This is a genomic window from Acidimicrobiia bacterium (assembly GCA_040289475.1).
GTDB lineage: Bacteria > Actinomycetota > Acidimicrobiia > ATN3 > PSLF01 > PSLF01.
On the sequence record PSLF01000001.1, the window covers coordinates 57461 to 82481 of the forward strand.

At 55.8% G+C, this 25021-nt stretch carries 24 protein-coding genes; 9 read left to right on the plus strand and 15 right to left on the minus strand.

Annotated elements, in window-relative coordinates; all coding sequences use genetic code 11:
* Positions 1-70: 70 nt before the first annotated feature.
* On the minus strand, positions 71-1858 hold the full coding sequence (locus tag C4318_00260) for a hypothetical protein (GenBank protein MER3453580.1): 1788 nt from the start codon (positions 1856-1858) through the stop codon (positions 71-73).
* Positions 1855-2478: a hypothetical protein gene (locus tag C4318_00265; GenBank protein MER3453581.1), complete on the minus strand. Its 624-nt coding sequence runs from the start codon at positions 2476-2478 to the stop codon at positions 1855-1857. Before C4318_00265 ends, C4318_00260 begins: the two co-directional genes overlap by 4 nt.
* Positions 2479-2772: 294 nt before the next feature.
* Here C4318_00265 and C4318_00270 point away from each other — a divergent pair, with 294 nt between their 5' ends.
* Genes C4318_00270 through C4318_00300 form a run of 7 tightly spaced genes read left to right on the plus strand, consistent with a single transcriptional unit; the run spans position 2773 to position 7689 of the window.
* The gene (locus C4318_00270; protein ID MER3453582.1) at positions 2773-3102 is read left to right on the plus strand and encodes a hypothetical protein; all 330 of its coding nucleotides are present in this window, start codon (positions 2773-2775) and stop codon (positions 3100-3102) included.
* 13 nt (positions 3103-3115) lie between these two features.
* Entirely contained in the window at positions 3116-3523 is a 408-nt protein-coding gene (locus C4318_00275) for a 4Fe-4S ferredoxin (GenBank protein ID MER3453583.1), read from the plus strand.
* A 41-nt stretch (positions 3524-3564) separates the two neighbouring features.
* On the plus strand, positions 3565-4353 hold the full coding sequence (locus C4318_00280; GenBank protein ID MER3453584.1) for a cytochrome B6: 789 nt from the start codon (positions 3565-3567) through the stop codon (positions 4351-4353).
* A gap of 27 nt (positions 4354-4380) precedes the next feature.
* Positions 4381-5202, plus strand: a complete 822-nt coding sequence (locus C4318_00285) for a menaquinol-cytochrome c reductase cytochrome b subunit (GenBank protein ID MER3453585.1) — start codon at positions 4381-4383, stop codon at positions 5200-5202.
* Entirely contained in the window at positions 5199-6182 is a 984-nt protein-coding gene (locus C4318_00290; GenBank protein ID MER3453586.1) for a hypothetical protein, read from the plus strand. Before C4318_00285 ends, C4318_00290 begins: the two co-directional genes overlap by 4 nt.
* 15 nt (positions 6183-6197) lie before the next feature.
* The gene (locus C4318_00295) at positions 6198-7163 is read left to right on the plus strand and encodes a hypothetical protein (protein MER3453587.1); all 966 of its coding nucleotides are present in this window, start codon (positions 6198-6200) and stop codon (positions 7161-7163) included.
* A gap of 19 nt (positions 7164-7182) precedes the next feature.
* Complete coding sequence (locus tag C4318_00300; GenBank protein ID MER3453588.1) at positions 7183-7689, plus strand: hypothetical protein; 507 nt, start codon at positions 7183-7185, stop codon at positions 7687-7689.
* A 9-nt stretch (positions 7690-7698) separates the two neighbouring features.
* Here C4318_00300 and hemL read toward each other — a convergent pair whose 3' ends face one another.
* The 8 genes from hemL to C4318_00340 form a co-directional block, all read right to left on the minus strand.
* Positions 7699-9087: a glutamate-1-semialdehyde-2,1-aminomutase gene (hemL, locus tag C4318_00305; protein ID MER3453589.1), complete on the minus strand. Its 1389-nt coding sequence runs from the start codon at positions 9085-9087 to the stop codon at positions 7699-7701.
* Positions 9015-9992 (minus strand): porphobilinogen synthase, encoded by a 978-nt coding sequence (locus C4318_00310; GenBank protein MER3453590.1) that lies wholly within the window; start codon positions 9990-9992, stop codon positions 9015-9017. Before C4318_00310 ends, hemL begins: the two co-directional genes overlap by 73 nt.
* 72 nt (positions 9993-10064) lie before the next feature.
* Positions 10065-11480, minus strand: a complete 1416-nt coding sequence (locus tag C4318_00315) for a hypothetical protein (GenBank protein MER3453591.1) — start codon at positions 11478-11480, stop codon at positions 10065-10067.
* A complete protein-coding gene (cobA, locus tag C4318_00320; protein MER3453592.1) occupies positions 11477-13066 on the minus strand; it encodes a uroporphyrinogen-III C-methyltransferase in 1590 nt (529 codons plus the stop codon). The genes C4318_00315 and cobA overlap by 4 nt, the downstream gene beginning before the upstream one ends.
* A complete protein-coding gene (locus tag C4318_00325; protein ID MER3453593.1) occupies positions 13036-14139 on the minus strand; it encodes a hydroxymethylbilane synthase in 1104 nt (367 codons plus the stop codon). Before C4318_00325 ends, cobA begins: the two co-directional genes overlap by 31 nt.
* Positions 14060-15337 carry a glutamyl-tRNA reductase gene (locus C4318_00330; protein ID MER3453594.1) on the minus strand — a complete coding sequence of 426 codons (1278 nt, stop codon included), beginning with the start codon at positions 15335-15337 and terminating at the stop codon, positions 14060-14062. The genes C4318_00325 and C4318_00330 overlap by 80 nt, the downstream gene beginning before the upstream one ends.
* Complete coding sequence (locus C4318_00335; GenBank protein ID MER3453595.1) at positions 15325-15960, minus strand: siroheme synthase; 636 nt, start codon at positions 15958-15960, stop codon at positions 15325-15327. The genes C4318_00330 and C4318_00335 overlap by 13 nt, the downstream gene beginning before the upstream one ends.
* A complete protein-coding gene (locus C4318_00340; protein MER3453596.1) occupies positions 15957-16721 on the minus strand; it encodes a redox-sensing transcriptional repressor Rex in 765 nt (254 codons plus the stop codon). The genes C4318_00335 and C4318_00340 overlap by 4 nt, the downstream gene beginning before the upstream one ends.
* Positions 16722-16981: 260 nt before the next feature.
* Here C4318_00340 and C4318_00345 point away from each other — a divergent pair, with 260 nt between their 5' ends.
* Both C4318_00345 and C4318_00350 read left to right on the plus strand, forming a co-directional pair.
* Entirely contained in the window at positions 16982-17824 is an 843-nt protein-coding gene (locus C4318_00345; GenBank protein MER3453597.1) for a hypothetical protein, read from the plus strand.
* A gap of 16 nt (positions 17825-17840) precedes the next feature.
* Complete coding sequence (locus C4318_00350; protein ID MER3453598.1) at positions 17841-18269, plus strand: hypothetical protein; 429 nt, start codon at positions 17841-17843, stop codon at positions 18267-18269.
* 115 nt (positions 18270-18384) lie between these two features.
* On the opposite strand, the gene C4318_00355 is transcribed toward C4318_00350, so the two are convergent.
* The 5 genes from C4318_00355 to C4318_00375 form a co-directional block, all read right to left on the minus strand.
* Positions 18385-20013, minus strand: coding sequence for a hypothetical protein (locus tag C4318_00355; protein ID MER3453599.1), 1629 nt, complete (start codon positions 20011-20013; stop codon positions 18385-18387).
* A gap of 3 nt (positions 20014-20016) precedes the next feature.
* Entirely contained in the window at positions 20017-21435 is a 1419-nt protein-coding gene (locus tag C4318_00360; protein MER3453600.1) for an FAD-dependent oxidoreductase, read from the minus strand.
* A 275-nt stretch (positions 21436-21710) separates the two neighbouring features.
* The gene (locus C4318_00365) at positions 21711-22757 is read right to left on the minus strand and encodes an LLM class F420-dependent oxidoreductase (GenBank protein ID MER3453601.1); all 1047 of its coding nucleotides are present in this window, start codon (positions 22755-22757) and stop codon (positions 21711-21713) included.
* A gap of 128 nt (positions 22758-22885) precedes the next feature.
* The gene (locus C4318_00370) at positions 22886-23626 is read right to left on the minus strand and encodes a hypothetical protein (GenBank protein MER3453602.1); all 741 of its coding nucleotides are present in this window, start codon (positions 23624-23626) and stop codon (positions 22886-22888) included.
* Between the two features lie 297 nt (positions 23627-23923).
* Complete coding sequence (locus C4318_00375) at positions 23924-24649, minus strand: glycerol acyltransferase (protein ID MER3453603.1); 726 nt, start codon at positions 24647-24649, stop codon at positions 23924-23926.
* Positions 24650-25021 lie beyond the last annotated feature (372 nt).

Sequence of the window (25021 nt, forward strand, 5' to 3'; positions counted from 1 at the left end):
ACCCGCGCGGTGCCGACTCTTAAAACGGTGTCAATCCAATAGCCTACCCCGACCGAACGAGATCTCTTCGCTAGCTAATGCAACAACGCTTTCCGCTTCCTGAAACAGCATCAGAGATTGCATTTACAACAGCGTCAAACTCGGCCTCGAATAACTCTCTTCGCTGAAAGGCCTTTCCCCGAATCTCCACTGAGGCGCCTGATCGCTCACTATCTACAGGTTCTGAAGAGGTACTTGAGGGCCTGCGGGGGCTAACCTCTACCCAAATTCTTCTGCGCCACGAGTAGAGTGCAGGAAACAACGATATAAACACTGCGGCGCCGGCAACCGCAGCAACCGAGGCCCCCCAAGTGTCCGAGCGCACCTGGAAGACCGAGTATCGGCGGAGCGACAACAGCTGCAGCCGCAAACCTCCGCTAAGCTCGACAGAGTCGCCGATTTTGTCATTGGAGTGTCCTGGAAAAGTGGCAAAGGTTTGGTCGACCTCACTCAGTAGGCGCTTGTCGAGCCTGTAGACATTCTGAGGTCTGTCGAGACCTAAATCACCCCGGTACTCCGTGACAAGAACTAGGGGCCGGTTGGCCTCGTCTCCCACAGTGATGATGTCCAAGGCACCGCGCTGCGATGCTTCCGGGGCATCCGGATTCGTAGCTCTGTAAGGCACGAGCCTAAAGTCCGGAAAAAGACGCAACTCTATGCCGGCCTGCCCCCCCGACGCAGATGGAAGCTTAATTGCGCCCACGACGCCTGTCGGAGGGCTTGGCCCCGAACTCCTGTCCTCCGCAAAAAAGAGAACTGGCCCTTCAAACAGAACCTTGTCGCCCTCGGTAACCTTTGCGTCCGCAGCCCAGCCGTACGACGCCTGATAAATCTTTACGCCGCCATAGTTCAGTGGCTTGTTCACCCGGATATAGTCCTGGCGCTTTATCCCCGATCGCTCGTCTTCCAGGGTCACAGTCGAGGTGAAGTTTTCGGGGCTTCCGTCGGGCCGATAGCGAACATCGAAATCTTCCAGAGTCAAATAAAAGTTGCGATGCGGATTGACCAAGGATGCGAAGCGCCCTTGCGAGTAGTCATCGAAGGTCACCTGTCCCCCCTCGTACCACCTGTGTCCCTCCACGATAGCTACATATCCTTCGAACTTGGTCGCCACTGTTAAAGCTCCAGCCAAAAACACGCCGAAGAGAGCCCAATGGAAGGCTAGGCTTCCGGCCTCTCGCCACCATCCCTTCTCGGCGATCAATTGGAAGCGCCCGTTTTGAGGAGATACCCTCCAGCGCGCTCTAGAAAGCGCTGACCGCACTAGCGACAGCGCCTCCTCTGGATTCCTCGCGGTTTCGATCCGCCTCGAAAAGCTCAGGCTCGGGATTGAGCCTTCAGATGGGGGTTGTTTCAACGACCGGTGATAGTCGACCAGGGCGCGCGTGCGCGGCAGTAGACACAAAAACAACACGAAGAGCAGCATTCCGACAAGAAAAAGGAACCACCAAGACGTAAAAACCTCGAACAGCATGAGCCGGTCGAAGACCGTTCCCCAGAAGGGATGGTCCGCTACGAATTTCGACACCCTCGAGGCAGAGTTGTTCTTTTGCGGAACCAGGCTACCAACCACCGATGCGGCTGCTACCGCGAGCAGTAGCCAGATTGCGGTTCTCATCGACCGAAGCCGAGCCCATCCCGTGTAGCGGTGCAGAGCTCTGGGCGGCTCTGGGGGCACTGTCGAAAAATCCTGCATACCGCTCCCCTCGAGACGCTTTTCCGTCCGAGTTGCGGTGCGGACCTCAACTACGCGTGAAATCCCGAGCTGGTTGAGTTTTTCGTTTCCGTTTACGTCGGTCACGAAATCAGAAGTTGTCATGCCATACCTAGCATGCAGTCGAGGTCTTGACGGGTGAGTACCCCCACAAACCTTCCTACGAGCTGTCCATCCGGGGCCACTACAAAAGTTGCAGGAGGACTAGTAACGCCCCACGCGGCGGCTATCGTGGCTTCCTTGTCATATATATGGGGATAAGAAAGGTTGAACTCCTTGACGAACGCAAGTGCTTGAGCTCGCTCATCCCGTATGTCTATGCCGAGAAAGCTCACGGTGGCCGAAAGTTCACCCCAAGCTTTCGATAGGGTCCTAGATTCTTCGCGACAAGGAGCACACCACGATCCCCAAAAGTTCACTACGACTGCCCGGCCCCTCATGCTATCCACGTCCACCCTGACCTGAGATGACAGGTCCTCTCCCACAGCAGCTGGGGCTCTCTTCTGCTCGAGAAATACGCGGCCTTCGCATGCAGTGGCTGTGCGGGCAGTGCACGAGGCAGCCACGAGCAGCACAACTCCATACCTCGCAAACCACGACGCTGTGGTTTTCCAATAGCTACGAAACACAGCTTTTGCGACCGAGTTCGAATGCTTTGCGGTCCCCAAGCCCGGCGTACCGCTAGACCCTGTACAGATGAACGGAATCGATGAAAAACGTGGCATCTCCGGAAAAGCTCGGCGGGTCGCGCAATTATTCGGTCGCTATCATCGGCCGCTTATACCCAGTCGTGACCCCTTGCTGTCGCGAGATCCCATGACTTAATGTTCAGCGGCTTTGAAAACAGCGTTGCAGAAGAGTCTACAATGTGAGCAGTTTCACAAGCCAAGAGGCCAGGGGCAGCTTTGCCCCGTTCCCTCAAAGCAGCCCTGTCCCAGAGAAACTAGGGAATTCGTCGCAGTGGAAAGGCGGCGCTGGGAAGCGGGTACCATGCCCGAATTCGGAATCGAGGAGCGCAAGTGGTGGGCAGTGCAGATAAAAGTTGGTCATTCGCAATTCTGTCAGCATGGGTCGCTTTTGCAGTCTTGGTTCTCGCTTTCGGCGTGATACCGAGCGAGTTCATTGGGTGGTTTAACAAGCGGTGGAATGACCCGAACCTCCAGAGGTTTATTCGCGATCCGATCGTTGTGGGATATCACATTGTGGTTTTTGGGGCAATGATCGTGGGAGCTGTGAAATACCAGGAGTGGCGGGAACGTAAAGTAAAAGAAGAACCGGGAGCAAAAGAGCCGGAACGCAAGGGGCCGCGATCGTGGTTTGGACGACCGCTAGCGAGATCCAGAGGATAAGGACCGGAGTGAAATGCCGCAGAATGTGATCACGGGGTTGCCTGACCACTTCGGCGATTACAAGCTGAAGCTGGTCGAGCCCGACGAGGTCCAAAAGGCTGTCAGGCCCAAGCAATTTCTTCACATTGACCAAGAAGAGTGCATTTTGTGCGAGGGATGCGTCGATATCTGCCCGTGGCGCTGTATCCACATGTTGAGTACCTCTACAATCGAAGAGGCCGAGGGGGTCGAGAAACCCGGCGAGGATCCGGACGATCACGTTGTTTTTGTCGTGGACGAGGACGAGTGCACCAGATGCGCCCTTTGCGTTGACCGCTGTCCTACCGGCGTGATTATCTTGGGCAAGCTAGGGCCGGAGGCAAGAGGGGACTCGCACGAGCGAACACAAAGGCACGGATACGCCTACGGAGTTCGCTTCTAAATTTTCTCGTTACTATCGCTCACATAGCAGGAGGTACGAGCTTGGCAGGGCCCAACGGAAACGGCGGCGCCGCAGGAAAGCTAAAGGAGACGGTCACCACGCTCGTAGAGCGTGTCCAGGGAAGTCAAGTCTGGACCTCTATCTTTAGGCCCGGCTCTATCTTTGCCAAGGGTTACTCGGATACGCCGAGAAACCGCTCTTACGTGATAATGAACTCTCTCGTATACCATCTGCACCCCGTCAAGGTGAAGCGTCACGGAGTGAAGGTGTCTTACACTCTGTGTCTGGGTGGGCTGTCTTTCTTTCTTTTTATCGTTCTGACCGTGACCGGAATTTTCTTGATGTTTGTCTATCGGCCTACAGAAGCAAATGCGTACCCCGACATGCAAGCGATGATGACCTCTGTAGCATTCGGGACGCTGGTTCGCAATATGCACCGGTGGGGAGCACACCTCATGGTATTGAGCGTTTTCTTACACATGGCTAGGGTGTTCTACCATGGAGCCTACAAGCCTCCACGCGAGTTCAACTGGGTTGTAGGCGTCAACCTCTTAGTCCTCACCTTACTTTTGTCGTTCACTGGTTACTTACTGCCCTGGGATCAGCTGAGCTTATGGGCCGTGACCGTGGGGACCAACATGATGGGTTATACGCCAGTTTTTGGACGCGAAGTACGGTTTGTACTATTGGGATCTACAGAAGTGTCTGCAAACACACTTCTGCGCTGGTACGTGTTGCACGTGATCATGTTTCCGTTTGTGACCGCCATTTTTATGGGCATCCACTTCTGGCGAGTACGAAAGGATGGAGGAATCTCGGGACCCCTTTGATGATGGCTGATCCCGGAGACGAAACCGATGGTCGAAATTCCAGAGCATCTACTACAGCGCTCTAGGGAGGCGATGGCTAGGGCCAAGGCCAAAAAGGGTGAGGCCCAACCAGAATCTGGCCCGGAGCCGGCAGAGGCTAAAGCTGAAGCCACACCGCCCCAGCACTCGGAGGACGAGGCGGGTACGGTAGCTACACCCCAGAAACCTGCGACAGAGGCGGCTCCTGCTCCGGCTCCTGCTCCTGCTCCGGCTGCGGCTCCTGCTCCTGCTCCTGCTGCTACTGCCACAGCCGTAGCTACCCGCCCTACTCCCTCAAAGCCTAAAACTGCGTCAGAGGCGAAGCCGCCGCAGAAGACACATACTCACCGGCTGCTAACCGTAGTCAAGTCAGGGTCCATCCAGCAGACGAAACCGGAAGCCGTCGACAAAGTAAACGTGTGGCCACACCTCCTTGCGATCGAGTTTTTAGCAGCGTTAGCGTGTCTCGTATTTCTCGTGGTATTCAGCATCTTTGTAAATGCCCCGCTCTTGGCGGAGGCCAATTACAACCTAACGCCCAACCCCTCAAAGGCCCCGTGGTACTTCCTGGGCTTGCAGGAGCTGCTCGCATACTTCGACCCGATGGTTGCTGGGGTCACAATTCCGGGAATGGGCATTTTTTGGCTGATGGTCACACCATACATAGACAAGAATCCCAGTACCGACCCCAACCACCGGAAATTCGCGATAGCGCTATTCACGTATTTCCTAATGTTCTGGGCCGTCCTCGTGATCATCGGTTGCTTCTTTAGAGGTCCCGGGTACAACTTTGTCTTCCCCTGGACACAAGGACTGTTCTTCGAGCTATGACACCCCAACAAGTTCTCGTCATCGCTATACCCGTGATAGGGGCAGTATTCGTTCTTTTCGTAGTGCTCGTTGCTACTTCCCGACGACGCCGCGCGGATGAACGAGGGAGTGAAGATCTCACCGAGCGCTTTGCTGCCGCGCTTGATGCGGTACCCGGAGGATTTGTCGAGGAAGAGGATGCGGCGTCTCGCACATCTGTTCCCTCCTCAAGCTCGGAGACGCCACCAGGTCAGGGGCCAAAAGAAAAAGTGACACCAATGGCAACTGCTCTCCTGACAGAAGCACCTTCCCCTCCGCTTCAATTCGGAGAGAAGCCTTCTGGGGACGGACACAAGTCGACCGAAGTCGAAATCGTCGAGCCGAAGATCAAGCTAAGACCCATTCAGCCAGCTGCTGACGAAGAAGTCGAGGGCATGACGAGGCGGCAGGTACTCAACCGAGGTATTCTGCTAACCCTGGGTGCATCGCTCACATCGTTCGGTGGGGCAGTCATAGCCTTCTTGTGGCCCCGGCTATCCGGCGGCTTTGGATCCGTGATCGCTGCCGGCAACATGGACGAGATAAAAAGCACTATCAAGGCAAACCGGGAGCCCTTTTACAGTGCAGCCGGCCGCTTCTACCTGATGACGTATGAGACGAATCTTGACGACGCCACCGGAGAAAGTATCTATCCCAAAGCCTTTACTGATTACAAACAGGCTGGACTGATCGCCATGTACCAGAAGTGCCCGCACTTGGGGTGTAAGGTTCCGTGGTGTAAGTCGTCTCAGTGGTTCGAGTGTCCTTGCCATGGATCGAAGTACAACGCAGCAGGCGAGTGGCAAGGTGGGCCTGCTCCGAGAGGAATGTGGCACTTCCCTATAAAGGTTCAGGGCGGAACGGTAATGGTTGACACAGGCAAGCAGATCACCGGCGCCCCAAAGGGTACCAACACGCCGGTCGATCCGTTGCCCAAGGGTCCTCACTGTGTCGGGATCTAGAAAGGTCTGCATCTGGTGAGTTCTCCGCTACTCCTGATCGTCGCAGGCGCGCTGATACTGGCCGCAGCCATTCTGTTCTTCTTCTACACGGGCACGGAACCAGCGCGGCCTAAAAAAGAGATTCCGGCGAACAAGAAGCCTTACTACGACGACGAGACCCTTGAAGGCCCGGTCCTCAACAAAGTCCTCGGATGGTCTCTTGTATGCGCTTTTGTCATAGCCATGGCCCTACCCCTCTATTGGGTCACCGAGCCGCAGAGACAAGTGAGCTTTGCAAAGCGATACAACAAACAATCGATCGAGAGAGGTGCTGCATACTTCTCGGATCCGAAAGTAAATCCGCAAGGATATGGGTGCGCAGTGTGCCACGGAGGCGTACAGGGCGGGTCGGTCCGATATTTCCTCCAAACAGGACCGGATGCCGGGCGAGAGGTGGTGTGGCAAGCACCTTCATTGGATGACGTCTTCTACCGATTTTCGCGAGCCCAAGTGCATGACATCTTGGTGTATGGAAGGCCAAATACTCCTATGCCAGCGTGGGGGTTGGAAGGAGGAGGACCCCTCACATCTCAGATGTTGGAAGATGTGATCAACTACTTGGAGTCGGTACAAGTAAGCCCCCAGGAGGCTGCCCAAAAAGCCGGGAGTGGACTAGGTCTATCGGGTCAGGAGCTGTTCAACCGCAACTGCGCCCGGTGTCATACGCAAGGCTGGGGCTACCGGTACCCTGACCTAACAACCGACCGTCCAGTTACTATGGGGCCTCCAGGAGGCGGTGCCTTCGGGCCAGCGATAAACAACGGGAGAAGCATACGCCAGTTTCCCGACCCCGCGCTGCAGATCAAGTTCATCAGCGACGGCAGCGTGTACGGCAAGCCTTATGGATCCAATGGAATCGGTTCAGGGAGAATGCCGGGCTTCGGGAAGATCCTCACAGAGGAAGAAATCGCCCGCATAGTCGAGTACGAACGAAGCCTTTAGCTACCACAGGAGCTCCGGAATGATACCCACTCTTGCGATACTTCTCGCGACAGAAGCAGGACCGAAGCTCTCGAAAACGGCTATTTTCTTCAGAGGGGTAATCGCAGTCATCATCGGTCTGGTAGTTTTTGTCGGAAGTGTATGGCTGGTAGTCGGCACGAACATCGGGGCCCGCAAGGGACTTTTTGTCGTCCTTGCAGCGTTTGCAGGATTCGTGGTGATTCTGTCGCTGTTGTGGTTTCGATATCCCCAGCAAGCTCCAAAACCAGAAGGCCCAGTTTGCCTCGGAGGACGCGTCAACCCGGACTTTCTAGCGAACGGCGGCGCGCCCGACCAAGCCAAAGTCGACGTGGAAGTCAAGCAAGACGGCAAAGTTGTGCAGGTTTCTATTCCGGCCTGCACTAGTGGGATGGTTGTCACTAAATACTTCTATCCAACGATCTTCATGACGGGTGCCCTCCTGGTTATGCTCGTATCCCTGGGAATCATTCGAAGGATCGAGATCTCAGAAGGACTTGCCGAATAGGCAGAAGCCTCAGTTGGTTGAACTAGCGATCCTGGCAGCTGCGATAGCTGCGGAATGTGCGGAGTCGATCATCTTCTCGAGTTCGTCTCTTTCGTGCGCCACGCTCACGAACATGGACTCCATCGGGGAGGGTGGCAGAAGGACTCCCCTGTCAAGCATCTCAATGAAGAAGGTCTTGTACGCACAAGCATCGCATGCCTTTGCGGTACGGTAGTCAGAAGGGGGAGCGTCTTTGAAGAAAATTGACATCAGGGTTCCGCAAGTCTGTATCGCCACGGGAAGGCCCGCTTCTTCGAAGATCGGCTCGAGCTCATTCGCCAGAAGAGAAACCCGTCCTTCTAACATGGTGTAGACTGCTGGGTCGAGATTGTCCAGGACCGCTATCGCCGCTGCTACCGCGACAGGATTGCCAGCTAAGGTACCTGCCTGGTAAACGGGTCCTAACGGCGCCAGAGCATCCATGATCTCGGCTCGACCTCCCAGAGCCGCTATTGGGAAACCGCCACCCAAAACCTTTCCCAAGGTCGTCAAATCGGGCATGACATTGAACTTGTCCTGCGCTCCGCCTCTTCCCAGGCGAAATCCCGTTATCACCTCATCGAAAATGAGGAGTGCTCCGTGTTGCGACGTGACTCTTCGGAGCGTCTCCAAAAAGCCCTCAGCAGGCGGGATCAAACCCATATTTGCTGCTACCGGCTCGACTATCACAGCGGCAATCAGTTCTCCATCGCTCAAGAACAGTTGTTCCACTGCCTCTTCGTCGTTGTAGGGAAGTACGACTGTGTCGGCCACCGATCCCTTGGGGACTCCTGCAGAACCCGCTAAGCCAAGCGTGGCGACGCCCGAGCCGGCACTCGCAAGAAGCGCGTCGGAGTGACCGTGATAGCATCCCTCGAACTTCACTATGAGGTCTCGATTGGTAAAGCCCCGAGACAGACGCACAGCGGTCATTGTCGCTTCGGTTCCCGAGTTAACTAGTCGTACCTTTTCTACCGACGGCACCATCTCAACTATCCGCTCAGCAAGTTCTACCTCCCCCTCGGTCAATAGTCCGAAAGAGGTGCCGTTAGAAATCGCTCTGGTTGCGGCTTCGATGATAGGGGGGTAGGCGTGCCCAAAGATCAAAGCGCCCCATGATTGCACAAAGTCGATGTATTTCTTGCCGTTGACATCGAAGAGGTACGCGCCTCTGCCGTGAGCAGCAACCAAAGGATCCGACCCTACAGCTGCAAACGACCTCACCGGAGAGTTAACTCCTCCTGGCAGCGTCACAACAGCGCGCTGAATAAGGGGGTGTCGATTTAGACTCTGTTTCCCCGTATCACTCAACCCAGAGCCCTCGCTGCATCTACAGCGAAGTAAGTGAGGATAACGTCGGCTCCCGCCCGTTTTATACATAACAACGACTCGAGCATTGCGCTCGGCAAATCGAAACATCCTCGCTCTGCTGCAAATACCAACGAAGCGTACTCACCCGAAACTTGATAAGCCGCAACCGGAAGCGTTGTTGCTTGCTTTACCGACGCCACGATGTCGAGATAGAAACTGGCAGGTTTTACCATCAAGATGTCAGCTCCTTCCTCTTCATCCAGAAGAGATTCCCGCATTGCTTCTCGGGCGTTCGCAGGATCCAGCTGATATGAACTTCGGTCACCGAAACGGGGTGCACACTCTGCGGCATCTCTGAATGGTCCGTACAAAGTAGATGCGAACTTGGACGAGTAAGCCATGATCGCCACGTCGGAGTATCCAGCAGAGTCCAGGGCTTCTCGTACGGCAGAGACTTGCCCGTCCATCATCCCTGAGGGAGCTACAATGTCAGCCCCCGCCGCGGCTTGCGAGACCGCAATCTCCCGATATCGCTCCAGAGTGGCGTCGTTGTCGATGTTTCCGTCTGCCTTGATCACACCGCAGTGTCCGTGTTCGGTGTACTCGTCTAGACACAAGTCACAAATTACGACCAACTCCTCGCCGAAGGCGTCCTTCAGGCGGCTCACTGCCCGCTGAACTATGCCATTGGGGTTGGACGCCTCACTTCCAACAGCATCCTTCGATTCTGGAATTCCAAATAGGATTGCTGCACGAATCCCGCAGGAAAACGCTTCTTTGGCAGCCTCTTCGAGAGATGCCAAGGTATGCTGAAACACACCGGGCATTGTTGGAACAGCCTCAAAATCGGCGATACCTTCCTTGACGAAGAAAGGGACGACCAGCTCACGAGGGGAGAGATCAGTTTCGCGCACTAGATCCCGTAACGCCTTGGTCCGCCGCAGTCGTCTCGGGCGCTCGCTCGGAAAGGTCACCTTGGATTCCTTCCAGGCAAGTGTGCGATTGCAAACGAGATAGCTACCAAAAACTTCCTCACTTCCCGATGGTCACACTTCGGAAACAACGAACTCGCCACCAGTGGCAATGCCCACCAGACGAGAAGTGGCGGTCGCCACAGCGGCTAGCGCATCTCCTGCTTTCGATCTCAACGCCTCGGAACCAAGGTTAGAGGCCGCAACTGCTATCGCCGTCGCTGTTTTGAGCTCCGAGTCAACTACAGTCTGAAAAACTTGGGAAGGCGGAATCTCACCGCCCGGCGGTGCAGGAGCAAGCTGCTCTTGGCTCACCCCCGCCGCTGTAGGGCTAAGCTCTTCGGGCATCTTTGCCACGTCCAGAGGCGGAGAGGTGGCCACAACGGCACCCTGTGACTGATCCTGCATTGCGGCTTGCGCTGCCCAGAATCCAGCCCGCTGCTCGTGACCAGCTGCCATGGCCTCTAGCAGAGAAACAGTGGCGGAAACGAGCCCCTTGGCATCATCTCCGACGTCACCGCTACCATCCAAAATCGACACGGCGTCGGGAAGTTCAGCGGATGCCGGTCCCCTAATGCGCCCTTCGGCGTCCTTGGACAAAACGCAATATCCTACCGCCTCTAACTTTGTTGAAAGGGGTGTCGGTGCAGGTGTCACCTGACGGCTGACACCTGCACCTCGATGGATCAGAGCTTGGAGCGCGCCGTAAATTTTTTGAGCAGCGACTGCGCATACTTTTGCTGTCGTAGCCTCAAAGGATGCGAGGGCCTGTAGTACAGCCGACGGCGCAATCAAGATCCCCGCACCAGAAGGCGCAGCGGACACCCGTGGTGCACTCGGAGGCCGTCCGATCTGACCAGCTATATCTTCGAAGACAAAGGAGGGATCTGTGCAGCGGTCGAGAAGTCTGTCCACAGCGGCAACATGGGTTTTACAAGAGAAAAGCAACGAACTCAGACTCCGTGCTAACCGAACGGTCTGAAGGTCTCGTAGCCCCGCAGCGTACTTTGATACCAAGTTCGCCTCGTCCTCCAAAAGGACGGCTAGAGCCCTCCGCTCGTCGCCCAGTGGGGTAGGAAGTGTGTAGCGGTCCCGAGGTGGATCGGGGGTGGCTCCTGCATCTCTTACGACTCGCTCCAAAACAGCGATGTGGGCCCGGTGACTGTCGAAAATGCGGTCTACTACACCGGAAGTCTTGACCCCCAGACGCCGACCCACCCGCGTTTCGGAAGCGAGCGCGGCCGCTCTGTGCTCAAGCTGCAATAGCGTATTCACCAAATCGAAGTCGGGCGAGTTGACTGGAAGCTGAGGCACCGCACCTGGCGGCTGTCGGCCGTCGATACTTGGTGCTCCGCTCAAGGCACATGACGCCGCCTCGAGACCTCCCAAAGAAGCCAGGATTCCCAAAAGCGAGATGCGACATGTGTTCGCAAGAAACTCCCGTCTCGAGAGACCAATGTGTCGTCTGGCTCTCTCCTGCTCTTTTCTCACTTGATTCTTTCCTCGGCACTTCTAACCGCCTCCACGAGTGCCTCGACTAATCCAGCAACTGATTGCTCCGCTGCGATCGCCGAAGGTTCTATACCCGCCTTCGTGGCTGCATCTGCTGTGGTCGGGCCAATGCATACCACAATGGGAGGAGCTAGCTCCGCGCCGAATAACTCTGTGAAGTTTTCCACTTGAGAAGCAGAGGCGAAAACGACCGCAAATATTTTCCTCTCCGATAGAAGCTTGCGTGCCCGTTGAAGGCGCTCATCTCTTGCCTCCGGCTTTATCGTCTCGTATGCCTCTGCAACCTCGACATCGAACCCCCGCTCTCTGAGGACTTGGGAAAGCTCGGGTCTCCCCCCCCTAGCTTGTACTATCAGGAGCTGTTCTGCCCTGTAGCCAAGCGGCAGATCGCTTGCCAGTGCAGCAGCGGTAGAGCGGCGGGGGATGAAGTCTGGCCTTATACCTCTCTCGTTTAGAGCCGTCGCTGTGGCAGCTCCAACGCATGCCACTTTTGTGCCGGCCAACGAGCGCGCGTCCCCACCGCAAGACTGGAGAATGGTGAAGAATGCTTCCACGCCGGTTCTGCTGGCAAAGACAAGCCAAGAAAAGCCCCCTCCCACAGCCCTCTCCACTGCGTCTTTTAGCTCATCGCTGTGCTCAAGAATCTTGGTTTTTATAGACGGAGCCACAATCACGCCAGCCCCCATATCTCTGAGAGCGGATGCGATCTCCGAAGAGCGCTCGGCAGGGCGAGTGACCAAGATGGTCTTCCCGAATAGAGGACGGGTCCTTGCCCAATCGATCTTGTCTCGGAGACTAACTACCTCACCGACTATGAGCACGGACGGTGACTCGATTCCAGCTCGCTGGGCCTCGTCAGCAATGTGGCCCAAATCGGATGTGACGACACGCTGCGAACCCAAGGTGGCGTCTTGAATCATCGCGGCAGGAGTCGTGGCACTGAGTCCTGCCTCGATCAAGCGAGCGCTCACCACTTCCAGAGTTTCGACCGCCATGAGAAAGACGAGCGTGCCCTTGAAACGGGCTAAAGACACCCAGTCAATTTCATCTTGGGAGGGAGCCTCGCCCGAAGCGGCTTTCCCTGTGATCACAGCGAAAGCTCGAGACAGCTCCCGATGGGTCAGTGGAATTCCGGCATAAGCCGGGGCTGCCAAAGCCGAAGTAACTCCGGGCACAATCTCGAAAGGGATTCCCGCCTCTTGAAGTGCAAGGGATTCTTCTGCTCCTCGCCCGAACACAAGGGGATCTCCGCCCTTCAAGCGCACTACCCGCTTTCCCGCTAGTGCGTAATCGATGAGTAGCTCGATGATTCTACGCTGCTGCTCGGCGCCAGAACCTGGACGCTTTCCAACGTCCTCGAGCTGAGCTGCGGGAGAAGCCAGAGAGAGAATCTCTTGGTCGATAAGTCGATCATACAAAATAACGTCTGCTTCTCTCAGTCGCCGAGCTGCAAGCAATGTAATAAGCTCGGGATGGCCCGGACCCGCTCCGGCAATGGTCACAAAACCCACGGATGGCTGCGAGCTTCGCACGCTCACTCCGGCAGGCACGCATCGGTGGCCCAAATCTCGGAAGCCTCCGACGCCAACTCATCCCCGCCTTTTACGGCCTCCTCGACCGAGCCTAGACGGTACCGGACTTTCAGTGAACGATGACCGTCTCGGGAGCAAACCACTGATGTAATCGAAACGGTATTGTCCTCCAAAAGGTGCGCCGTTACCCCGACGGGGGCCGTGCAACCTGCACGCAAGCCTCTAAGAAAAAAGCGCTCGGCGGCTACTTCGACCGCCGTCATCTTGTCCGAAATACCGGCCCACAAATCAGCAAATGTGTCTCCGCGCAAAGACTCGACGGCGATTGCGCCCTGTCCTGCCGCTGGCACCACCACTTCCTCGTGTAAGCGAAGGATCTTCAGATGGGATCGACCTCCCTCGGAAATACCGAGCCTGTCTAGGGCGCAAGCTCCAGCAACGACACCGTCGCATTTGCGCAGCGATTCCAGCCTACGCTCCATGTTTCCTCGCAGATCCATAAACGTCAGATCTGGCCGAAGTTTCGACAATTGCGCGCGCCGCCTTACGCTTCCTGTCGCCACCAGCGCCCCTACAGAAAGTGCCGACTCCAAGAATCCGCCCTGCCCCTCCTCATATCCTTCCCATCTAGAATCCAGCGAACGGTGGCCTTTGCCATTGTCTTGGTCGCTTCGAATCACCAATGCGTCTCTACGATCACCTCTCCGAAGATAGGCGGCTATTTCGAAACGGTCTTCTAAGATTGTGGGGAGATCCTTCGCAGAGTGGACTGCCGCATCACCCGCGCCCTCGATTAGCGCCTCCTCTAGAGCTTTCGTAAACACCCCCGTGGTATCGAACTCCTCTATTCGCCTGTCGGGTGCCCTTTCGCCTGCGCTTGTAACCGTGACGATCTCGACCTGCACAGATGGATCAACATTGCGGATAGCCGCCTGCACTTCCCTCGCCTGAATAAGCGCAAGGTTGCTCTTCCGCGATAAAAGCCTTATAAGCGCCACCGGCCCAAGCTCCGATCGGACCGCAGACTCAGTCTCTCGGCTTCTCCGGGTCCAGTTCGAACAAGTAAGCCAAGGCTTCAGCCAGCGCCTCGGCTTTTCCGGAAACAGCTGCCTCCTTTAAGCGAGTCACCGGCCGATGCAAGATTTTTTTTGTCACGGCCCTAGATACCCTGCGTGCTAGCTCCACCGCTTCCGGGTTCACCCCAGCTCTGCGCGATACCTTCCCCAACTCGCTCTCTAGAATCTCTTCGAAGCTAAAAGTGAGCTCTGCAATGATCTGCCGATACTCATCCACCTGTAACTCGAAGAGAAACTTTTCAAGTTCTTCCTCGATTATTCGGGCGGCTTTCTCAGCTTCCACAGCCCGTTGCCGGCGCCCCTCTTCGGCAACGGCTTCTAGGTCTTCAATGTCTAGAATTTCAACTCCCTCGATCGACCCTACCGAAGGATCTACATCGCGGGGGACCGCTATATCGACGATGAGAAGAGGCGAGTGCGAGCGTGTCCTGGCGAACGACTCTACATCGTCGTACGTAATTACGACCTCTGATGCCCTCGTACAAGTGACGAGAATCTCGATGTCGGCGGCGATAGTAGGCAGTTGGCTAAAGGACACAGCCTCGCCTCCTATCCTCTCGGCAACAGCTTTCGCCGTACTCTGCCTTCTGTTTACTACGTAGATCTTGGCACAGCCCGCAGCCGCAAGCGCCCGGGCAGCGGACTGACCAGCCTCGCCTGCACCTACGACAGCGACCCTGCGCCCTGCAAGGCCCCCCAACTTTTGCGAGACGAGCTGAACTGCTGCAGAAGATATCGAGGCAGGGTTGGAAGAAATTCCGGTCTCGTTACGTACCCGCTTCCCGGTTTCTATTGCCCTTTGGAATGCACGGCCAAGGATTCGACCGGAGGCTCCAAGCTGGCGGGAGTTGTCGATAGCCTGGCGCACTTGTCCTAGGATCTCGGTCTCGCCCAAGACCATAGAATCAAGGCCTGAGGCGACTCTGAACAAGTGATGCAAAGCAGCCGCATCGAATAGCAAGTACGCCGAGTCCACTAGCTCCGCCTCTCTCACACCGCGAAAGTCCTCAATGAAATGCTTGATGTCTGCAACCCCGGAGTGAAACTGCGTCACCTTTGCGTAGATCTCGACTCGGTTGCAAGTTGAAAGTATGGCTCCCTCCAACACGCTAGACATTCCCACCAGAGATTGGAGTGCCTTGGGCATCTCCTCCCCCGAGATTGCCAGCCGCTCCAGTCGCTCCAGGGGAGCGCTTCGATAGCTCACTCCATAAACTACGAGAGACATCTGTCGATTGCTTTCCTGGCCTCGTCCAACTCACCCCTGCGTATCAATTCCAACACCTCCTCGGATATGGCAGCCTCCCACTTCTCCGACATTCCCTCCGTGGATCGTCCTGCAGCACGAATTGCATCTCGCGCCTTTCCCAAAAGTTCGGTAAGTACACCCCACTCGGGCCCGAACTCCTCTTCAAGGCGTTTTCGCATGTATGTAGCCATGGCTGGGCTTCGACCACCCGTGGAGACGGAAATCACGAGTTCCCCTCTAATTACCCTAGAAGGAAGGATGAAGCGACAGTTGTCCGGGTCATCAGCTGAATTGACAAGAACTCGGTCCCGTTCGCCATCGCAATAAACCTGTGCATTGGTCGATGGATCGTCTGTCGCCGTAATGGCCAAAAAAAAGCCGTCCAAATCTCCGGTAGCGTACTTTTTAGCAATCCAATCGATGACTCCGTCTCTATGTAGGCGCTGTAGTTCCTCGCACAGTTCGGGTGCTATAACCGTGACCCGACTAGTAGCATCTAATAAGCCCACGACCTTCTGATGTGCCACATGACCACCACCAATTACGACACAGGGCTTATCGTCTAAGCGAATGTTGATCGGATACCATCGCCTTGGCGTCATCGGCCCTCGCCCGCTCTAACAGAGTGATCCTCGTTCTCCAGTGCTACATTTGAGCGCTCACTCAGCTCCGAAATTGCTGTGCGTGTCAAATCCTCCCTGGTGTAAAAAGCCAGAATTTGGAGTTCCACCGCAACGTCTACCTTTCTAACTATGACATTGTTGGGCACACGCACCTCTACAGGAGCAAAGTTCAGGATCGACCTAACACCCGCAGAGACGAGCATCTCAGTGGCTTCTTGAGCGTGAGTTGCGGGAACCGCCACGATTCCTATCTCGACACCTTCCCGCTTACAGATCACTTCTAGGTCTTCGACTGGCAATACCACAAGGCCTCCGACAGAGGTTCCTACCTTTTGGGGATCGGCGTCGAACAGGGCGACTATCTTGAACCCCCGCTCCCTGAAACCTTTGTAGTTAGCAAGCGCAGAGCCAAGATTCCCTACCCCCACTATTGCTACGGTCCATTGTTTGTCTAGGCCTAGCTCCCTTCCTATCTGGTCAAGCAAGTACTGCACATCGTAGCCGACTCCGCGAGTTCCATAGGATCCTAGATAAGACAAGTCCTTGCGTACCTTGGCTGCGTTGACGCCAGACATCAAGGCGAGCTGGTCGGAACTTACAGTGGGCACTTCCATGTCCGAGAGTCCCAAAAGGGCACGATAGTAAAGAGGCAGCCTAGCGACCGTCGCCTCGGGAATTTTCATTGCCTTTTTTGGTGCTGTTGCCGAGAGGCGTTCGCCGTAAGATTGTTGTTTTGTCATGACTCGGTCCCCTGGGAGCGGATACAGCTCTGCAATGGCCCGCGGAAGGCACTAACTTTTCCAGCAGTCGTCAGAGAATGGCGTCTTTCCGCTCCGGAATTCCCTGCAGACCAGGAAATCGGATACTGCTTAGGGTGCTACCCGCTCTCTGATGAGCCGGATGTCCGCTGCCGGAAAAGTGTCCTGTATGATAAGAACCTTGTGACCAGATTCTCAAAGTCTAGAAGCTCCGTAATTCTAGTACCCAGTCAGCGAAGCGTATGTCTGTAGCTCTTTCCCTAGTCGCAACAGTTGTTGCCGGAGTCTTCGCGGTGTCTCTCGCCGGCCGCTTCTGGCGATCCAGAGGAAAACACAACCTATTTTGGGCTATCGCACTTGGAATGTTCTCGCTCGCGTCGGTAGCACTGGCCTACGGACTGGGGATCGGATGGAACGGATTTGCATTCGGTGTTTATTACTTATTCGGCGCCGTGCTCAACGTTCCGTTTTTAGGACTCGGCCAAATCTATCTGGTATGGCCGGATAGAATCGCCTATGCCGCCTCTGTCGCCGTTACGGCATTCGCTCTCGCTGCAACCGTCACCGTGCTTACGACGCCGATGACCATCACTCCTTCGGGGAAAGCACACATCCCTTCCGGCCGAGAGGTCTACGCCACTCACATTCCCGAGGAACGGCTGCCAAGTATTTGTAAGGAAAGGGCTACAGCCAACACCCCTGAGTGCAGGCGCGACGCCGATCCTCTAGCGATATGGCCAAGAATCTTTGCCGTTTTCGGCAATGTCATAGGGACCTTGTTGGTCGTAGCTGGAACCGTCACATCAGCAGCCAAGCTACTGCGAAAACGTAACAGGACAAGAGCGGCCACCCGTACCGCATTGGGCAACTTGGCTATCGCTGCCGGGGTCATCGTTGTAGCTAGCGGAGGCACTGGAGCGCGGTTTGGTACGACAGCGTTATTACCTTTCACGCTGGCATTAGGCGTTTCGATGATGTACACGGGCTTCGTCATTGCTGCTCCCAAAGTAGCTGGAGCCAAAGCGGGTGTTCCCAGCTCGTCCGATATGTCCCAAACGTTGGCCGCTCCACCGGAGCAGGCCTGAGAGGAGCGACCTGATCGTGCCAGAGATCGAGTTCTTAATCCTCGCAGACTCCGCTGAGGTTGTGAACAACAAGCTGTACATGATGGGCGGAGGGTGGAACAACATCCAGCGTCGTGCGGGGGCAGACGGGATGGCGCCGCCATCCGTGTTCAGCGTCGCAATCAGTGTCTTGGTCGGGTGGCACGAAACCAATGTAAAGCACAAATTGCACCTTAGGATCGAAGACGAAGACGCCACGCAGTGCTTGGCCGAGTTATACGCCGACTTCGAGGTCGGACGGCCCTCTGGGATCGCGCCGGGAAGCGATCAGAGGGCATTGTTGGCCATCACTGCCTCTGTTGCCTTTCCTTCTGCCGGAATATACAGAGTCCTCGCTGAGGTAGGTGACAGCTCGAGATCCGTCTCGTTCCAGGTTCACGATTTACCGCCGTCGGTAGCCCTATAAAGCAAGACTCAAAGCTTGGAATCGCAATCCCACCAGCTATCCAATCGCTCATAAGGGGTTGCAAAACCTTGGGCATGATGGCGTGTCCTCACACTCCATGCACTCCCCGAGAAGGCTAGCGCGGGCGCCTTTTCAATGAAGCTCTGGGTACCTTCGCCAACGCTGTTCTAGGAATCTCGTCGACGATCCGTATATCCTTGGGGATTTTGTATCGGGACACCTTTGTGGCTAGGTATTGTCGGATATCTTCTTTCAGGTTCGCAGACGAGGTATCTTCGGGCTCGGATGCAACTACGTAGGCCACGAGGCGCTCGTCGTCATGCACTTTCTCTCCGACTACAACCGCGTCTGAGATGGCCGGATGGCTTTTAATAACGCTTTCAATTTCAAAAGGATATACATTGAACCCCCCGACGATAACTACGTCTTTGAGCCTGTCCACTAAATAGAGCTCGCCTCTCTCACCCACCACGCCTACATCTCCAGTGCGAAGCCACCCCTCGACCAGTGCTTCGGCCGTCTCTTCCGGATGTCCCCAGTAGCCGGAGAAAACGTTGTCGCCGGCGATCCAGACTTCACCGTGGTCGTCCGCCTCGACCGGGTGCCCATCTTCGTCGCGAATTTCCAGGCGGATCCCCGGAAGTGGCAAACCCACGCATCCAGCAATGGGTTCGTCCATCAACCGGCTAGAGGTAATCACAGGCGAAGCCTCTGTCATTCCGTATCCTTCCCACAGAAACTGTCCGTATTTGGATCGGAACTCTTCGAACAGCTCCCGAGAGAGCGGAGCAGCCCCTGAAGTGCATATTCTTACCGAAGAAAACACTTGTGGAGGAGTATTCGCTTCGACGATGGCTCTCCACATGTTCGGAGATCCAGCCACGACGGTTACTCCGAGCTCGCGTATAGCTTCGGCCCACAACTCGGGACCGCCCTGAGTGCCAGCGGACTCCGAACCCCCCCAATCCTCTTCTCTAGTCTGCGGAAATGCCACTGCGCACCCTGAGAAGAGAGCAGAGCCTACTGCGACGTTGAGTCCGAATATGTGGTAGAGAGGCAGTACTCCAAAAGATACGTCTCCCGGAAGAGCTTTGGTTCCCGGATGGGAATCGAGCTGGTAGAGATTGGCTAGCATCGAGCGATGGGTGAGAATAGCTGCTCTCGGTTCACCCGACGTTCCCCCGGTCATTATTAGCACCGCCGGATCCTCGGATTTCGGCTCGTAGAAAAACGAAAGGGTCTGTTCTGCCTCCGTCGCGGGCGCATCCGCATCGGTCGAGAAGTCTTTTGTGGAGGCGCGGCATACATCGCCTCGGAGCTCGTCGTAGTAGAGCCACTCGACTTCCCCCAGCGCCGTCTCTCTTATCGTCGAGCTATCGAGAGCTCCATGAGGACCGAGTTTGGATCCACACACGAGGACATGGGTCTGAGTTTCACGGAGAATCTTTGCTACCTCGAATGCCGGACTGCGCAAGTTGAGTGGCACAGCTACAGCTCCCAGACACAGCACGGCAAGGTATGCCTCGACAAAATCGATCCCATCGAGGGCTATGCCAACATGATCTGAAGGCTGTAGCCCTGCACGCTCAAGCGAGCGTGACACCCTCGACACAATCGTAAGTAGATCTCCAAAGGTGAGCTTTTGGGAGAAATCGAGCAAAGCCGGACGGTCCGGTTCATAGACCGCCGTTGCCAACAAAGCGGCAGCAAGGTTTGAATACTTACTCCTTCTAGCGCGCACCATGGCTCAGAGTTCTACACCGGCAGCGCTGAGGGCATCCCTCAAATCCCTCACCGGCACCGAGCAAGCGTCGAGCCCTTCCTTTGCGGCTATAGCTGCGGCCGTTCCCGCTGCCTGACCGAGTGCCATGCACGGCGCCATCACACGAGTCGAGGCAAGAGCCTCATGTGTAGCCGAGATGCAACGTCCCGCTACCAAGAGGTTGGCAAATCCCTCTGGGAGAAGCGATCTAAACGGAAGATAGTAACGATGCCCAGGCGGGAAAAACTCGTAGGTTGTTTCCTTGCCCCTAACATGAAACTCGAGAGGCCATGCCCCCGTAGCGACACTGTCTTCGAAGGGGGTGCCCTCTAGGAGGTGGTGCTTGTCCAACACAAATCTTCCCTGAATCCGCCTGGACTCTCGAATTCCAAGTTGGGGCGGGGTGTCCTGCAGAAAAGAATTCTCGAAGCCGGGCACGTGTTTCTTTACAAACTCAAAAGTAAGCTCGGCTATGCGCCTTCCCTCGATCTCCCCGAAGGTCTGATCGTAGGGATCGGTAGCGTCGATTGGGTCTCCGTTTTTGGTCACTCGAGTCATCGCCCCCACGAACTCGCCGGGTCGGCCCGTAGGAATCAGGGCTCCAGAGTCGCGGGTGAGATGTTGGCCATGCTCTGCGATAATCTCCGGCAGGCGTTGTATCCACGGCAACGCTTTCTGGGAGTCGGCGTGTTCGATGAAAAATTGCATGGATGCGAACTGTCTATGGCCAGGCGGACCAATCTCCGTCGGTACTCCAGCATAAAACGCTATGTCAGCGTCGCCTGTAGCGTCTACGTATGCTTTTCCCCGAACCACCCACAATCCGCGCTTGGTGGACAAGACAACGCCGTCAACGCGAGAACCGTCATCACCGGTCTCCACAATTGCATCGGCTGCCCTGCAGTGCAGCAGGACCCTGAGACCTTCTGTCTCTGTAGCTAGCGCATCCCCCATGCGTTTGGCTGCCCAAGGGATATACAGCAAAACGGCCGTCTCCTTAAACGGAACCGGCCCCATCGCCGCACCGGCGCGTTGAAGGCGCTCGGAGACCTCACACGGGAATCCGCTAACAGCAAAGTCAAATCCAGAGCCCGTGTTGAAGTAAAGCCCACACAGAGTGCCAACGCTCGCTGCGGTGAAATTGCCGCCTAAAAATCCATATCGCTCCACAAGAAGCGTGGTGGCGCCCATGCGGGCGGAAGAAACAGCTGCAGCAAGTCCTGCGGGCCCTCCGCCGCATACGACGACATCTACATCTTCGACGACGTCTACCTCTCTGGAAAGCCGGAGCGTCTGTCTCACAAATCCGCCTAGGCTCGCTAACGAACTTCGCAAATATAATCTTTTAGCGCTTGCTTTCGCTGCCTCGCTAGAGATTCCACAAAAACCGCTAATATCACTTATGGTACGTGCCGATACGCAGAGTGAAGCTGCTGAAGAGGAGGCGTCTCGCCTGGCAGCTGTAGAGTTTGGGCACCGAGGCCCGGAACTGGGTGAACGCGGTTTCCTCGTATGGGTGTTTTCGTAACATCCCTCACCGAGAAGCCTCCCAGCCCGCCCACGTTGCGCTCGCCCGGATGAATCCGGGCTCTCGGTGCCTAAGTTCTTTGTCCGTAGGTCTGAGCCACATGGCTCGTTGGGCGAACTCCTTGGTCTAACGTTCGGACTTCATTCCTAGCCTACAGGGACTCTCCTATCCGAAGAACTGTCTCTATCTGAGACAGTCGTGCTGAAGTGTCCCCTGCAACTACGTTCAGTTGCAACGTGGTAACGCCAGCCTCGCTGTATTTGCTGAGGCGCTCGGCTACCCGCGAGTCGTTCCCCCACAGTCCCATTGAATCGACCAGCTCATCAGGGACAGCTTGCGCCGCCTCGGCACGCTTTCCCGCAAGAAACAGCTCCTGGATTTGCTCGGCTTCCTTGCTGTACCCATACCTTTTCAGCAAATCGTTATAGAAATTCGCCTCTTTAGCTCCCATCCCCCCGGCATAAAAGCTCAACATCGCTTTGGCTACACTGCGCGCCGCTTCAACGGAAAAGTCTCTGGCTACGCTCACGAACGCAGGTGCGACGATGTCAAGATCGGCAGGATTGCGGTTGCCTCGTTTGAACCCTTCCTCTAGATAAGGCTTGAATACATCCGCCCGATCGGGGCTGTAGAAAGCGGGCAACCAGCCGTCCGCAATCTCTGCTGTCAAAGCCACGTTTTTAGGGCCCATAGCTGCGATGTAGACGGGAATTCGGCGTGGGGGCTGAAACATAAGCTTGAGAGGCTTTCCCAACCCCATTCCGCCCCGCGTGGGTATAGAATACGCCTCACCCTCGAAGGTAAGACGTTCTTTGCGGTCCCAGATCTTTCGCAAAATCTCTACGTACTCGCGCGTTCGGAGCAATGGCTTTGTGAAAGGAGTGCCGTACCATCCTTCGGCTACCTGTGGACCAGAAACTCCGAGTCCGAGAACGAATCGTCCTCCGGACAGCAGATCCAATGTAGCAGCTGTCATGGCCGTCATCGTCGGAGTGCGTGCCGGAATCTGCATAATCCCCGAACCAAGTTCGATTCGCTCGGTCACGGCAGCGAGGTATCCCAGCTGTGTAGCTGCGTCCGTACCGTAGGCCTCTGGTACCCAAACTGTCCCAACCCCTAAGCTTTCCGCCCCTTTTATAAAATCCAAAGCGTCCTTCACTGACGTCCCAGCCGGAGGGATCCCAACAGCAAGCTTCATCTCAGCGATCCGAGACATCCAACCTGTACTTTGATCGTTTTCCATAGCGGATTAAAAGCTCCTAAATGTGTCTGTACAGACTTCTCCTCGACTCAAGTTTTCTCGTCTACTCGACACCGAACGCAGACTCACCCGGGTTTTCGGGCAACGACCACGTTTCGCGTACTCTGCGGAGAAAGGGGATTCATTTCGAGATCGGCGTAAATACCTTCCACTACAAAACCTGTTTCTTCTATCAACTCCTTTAGATGGGACGGCGTGTACAAGTACTCTTCGTGGAAGAAGCTGTGCCACTTCCCATCTCGCCACCACTTGATGCGGGCCCGGTTCCGTCCAGTAGCCAACTCGAAGGTAGACAATTCGCACACGGTCACTGCTCCCGACTCAGCCCAGGTGCTCGCCTCAGGCTGGCCATATTTGGGAATAGCGGAGGCCGCCTCGAGCAAGAACCTGCCTCCCGGTTTTAGGACCTCGAACGCCTCGTGCAACGTCCTTCGGTTTTCGGCCGGATCCTCGAAGTATCCAAAGCTGGTATAAAGAGAGACAACCGCATCGAAAGCCGCTTTGAATGGAAGTCGGTGCATAGAAGCCCGCACGTAATAGGGTGCTAACTCGGTCCCAGAAAGCTCCAAAGCCCTCTCCAACATGGCCCGGGAGTAGTCGACACCCACAGCAAAAAGGCGATTGCGGGCGAAGATCTTGGTGTGTCTGCCGAACCCGCACCCCATGTCCAGAACTCTGTCTTCCTCTTTCAAGCCAAGGATCTCGACACAGGCGCGAGCTTCGGCCTCGGTCCTCTCCGGATCCGTTATAGCTTCAAGCAATGCAGCGTAATCGGGACCGAATTCCTCGGCCCACCACTCGGGCATCGATACTCCTATTGGCCGATCGGTGATCCGCCGTGCGCTTAGGCGCCTCGATTCAGGTGCCTACTTTACGGCAATTACAAACTGATAAAAGGCGGCTACGGCGAGAGCGACGATAATTAGTAACAGAACTACCGCAGTAGCCGGGCGCATCTCAATCGCAATCTCATCTCTTTTGGGGCCGGTGCCGTGCGAGCTAGTCCCGCGCAGGGACGCACAGCCATGACCGAAAAAGGAAGCATTAACCGACCACCCGTTTTCTCTAATTCTGTACGCATTAGCGTATATGGGTCGGAGCTTTCAAGCTATCCAGCTTCCCCGTGCCATGAGGTTCCTATAAAGCATCTGCTGGATTGTGTCTCTTATTTGGTCTGAAAGCTCGAACAGGGTCATGGGGTCGTCTTTGGCCTCGGGTGGGTATGCATCAGTGGGAATCGGTTCACCGAATTCGATAATCCATTTGGAGGGGAGCGGTACCAAACCGAGCGGCCCCAAGAGGGGAAAGAACGGCGTGATAGGAAAGTATGGCAAGTTGAAAAGGCGGGCCAGGGGCTGGAAGTCGTAGATCATCGGGTAGATCTCCTCGGCTCCGACGATTGCGCAAGGGATGAGCGGAGCTCCGGTTGCGATAGCCACCTCGACAAAGCCCCCCCTTCCAAAACGCTGAAGGCGATACCTCTCCGAGAACGGCTTGCCGATTCCTTTGAACCCCTCTGGGAAAACCCCGACCAACTCTCCTCTCCTCAACAGGAACAAGGCATTCTCGTCGCAGGCTACCGTGTTTCCGATCTTCCGCGCCCAGTGACTCAAAAAGGGTACTGTCCAGAGTAAGTCAGCTCCGAGCAACCGGATGACAGGCTTAGCCGGGTGCTCTAGCTGCATGGCCGTTATTATCATGGCTCCGTCCCAGGGAAGCGTTCCGGAATGGTTGGCCACTACCATGGCTGGACCTCTGGCAGGAACGTTCTCTATCCCTCGAACCTCGACCCTCCACCATTTCTCATAGAGAAAGCGCAGAAGGGGCATGAAGACTAATTGCGTGAGCTCTTCGTCGTAGCCGTACTCGTCGACGTAGTAGTCACCCACAAGGCGCCGTCGAAGAAAAGAACGCAACTCCTCGGATCTACCCGCTTCTGCCGGTTGTGGAGCTGTGCCTGCAGGGTGCTGGGAATGAGCGAGGTCTCTCCCGACGGGAAAATGAATCCTGCAGAAGCTCGAACCCTCGATCGCTTGATTACGACAGCGTTGTCCTCTTGCTGTTATCGCCACGCACTTGCCTGCAGGAGTTCTACGGTCAATGGAAATTATCTGTGCGTCAGGCACCCCGGCTCCCTCAAGGACAAGAAGACGGTGTATATACCGGCATCCTCGATGCCCCGCCAACCTGTAAAACAGAAA

Excerpts from the sequence above, each read along its gene's own strand:
- C4318_00275 (MER3453583.1), top strand. The coding sequence starts at position 3,116 with ATGCCGCAGAATGTGATCACGGGGTTGCCTGACCACTTCGGCGATTAC.
- C4318_00285 (MER3453585.1), top strand. The coding sequence starts at position 4,381 with ATGGTCGAAATTCCAGAGCATCTACTACAGCGCTCTAGGGAGGCGATG.
- C4318_00300 (MER3453588.1), top strand. The coding sequence starts at position 7,183 with ATGATACCCACTCTTGCGATACTTCTCGCGACAGAAGCAGGACCGAAG.
- C4318_00330 (MER3453594.1), bottom strand. The coding sequence starts at position 15,337 with ATGTCTCTCGTAGTTTATGGAGTGAGCTATCGAAGCGCTCCCCTGGAG.
- C4318_00340 (MER3453596.1), bottom strand. The coding sequence starts at position 16,721 with ATGACAAAACAACAATCTTACGGCGAACGCCTCTCGGCAACAGCACCA.
- C4318_00260 (MER3453580.1), bottom strand. The coding sequence starts at position 1,858 with ATGACAACTTCTGATTTCGTGACCGACGTAAACGGAAACGAAAAACTC.
- C4318_00265 (MER3453581.1), bottom strand. The coding sequence starts at position 2,478 with ATGCCACGTTTTTCATCGATTCCGTTCATCTGTACAGGGTCTAGCGGT.
- hemL (MER3453589.1), bottom strand. The coding sequence starts at position 9,087 with ATGTATAAAACGGGCGGGAGCCGACGTTATCCTCACTTACTTCGCTGT.
- C4318_00375 (MER3453603.1), bottom strand. The coding sequence starts at position 24,649 with ATGCCCCTTCTGCGCTTTCTCTATGAGAAATGGTGGAGGGTCGAGGTT.
- C4318_00290 (MER3453586.1), top strand. The coding sequence starts at position 5,199 with ATGACACCCCAACAAGTTCTCGTCATCGCTATACCCGTGATAGGGGCA.
- C4318_00355 (MER3453599.1), bottom strand. The coding sequence starts at position 20,013 with ATGGTGCGCGCTAGAAGGAGTAAGTATTCAAACCTTGCTGCCGCTTTG.
- C4318_00370 (MER3453602.1), bottom strand. The coding sequence starts at position 23,626 with ATGCCCGAGTGGTGGGCCGAGGAATTCGGTCCCGATTACGCTGCATTG.
- C4318_00345 (MER3453597.1), top strand. The coding sequence starts at position 16,982 with ATGTCTGTAGCTCTTTCCCTAGTCGCAACAGTTGTTGCCGGAGTCTTC.
- C4318_00335 (MER3453595.1), bottom strand. The coding sequence starts at position 15,960 with ATGACGCCAAGGCGATGGTATCCGATCAACATTCGCTTAGACGATAAG.
- C4318_00365 (MER3453601.1), bottom strand. The coding sequence starts at position 22,757 with ATGAAGCTTGCTGTTGGGATCCCTCCGGCTGGGACGTCAGTGAAGGAC.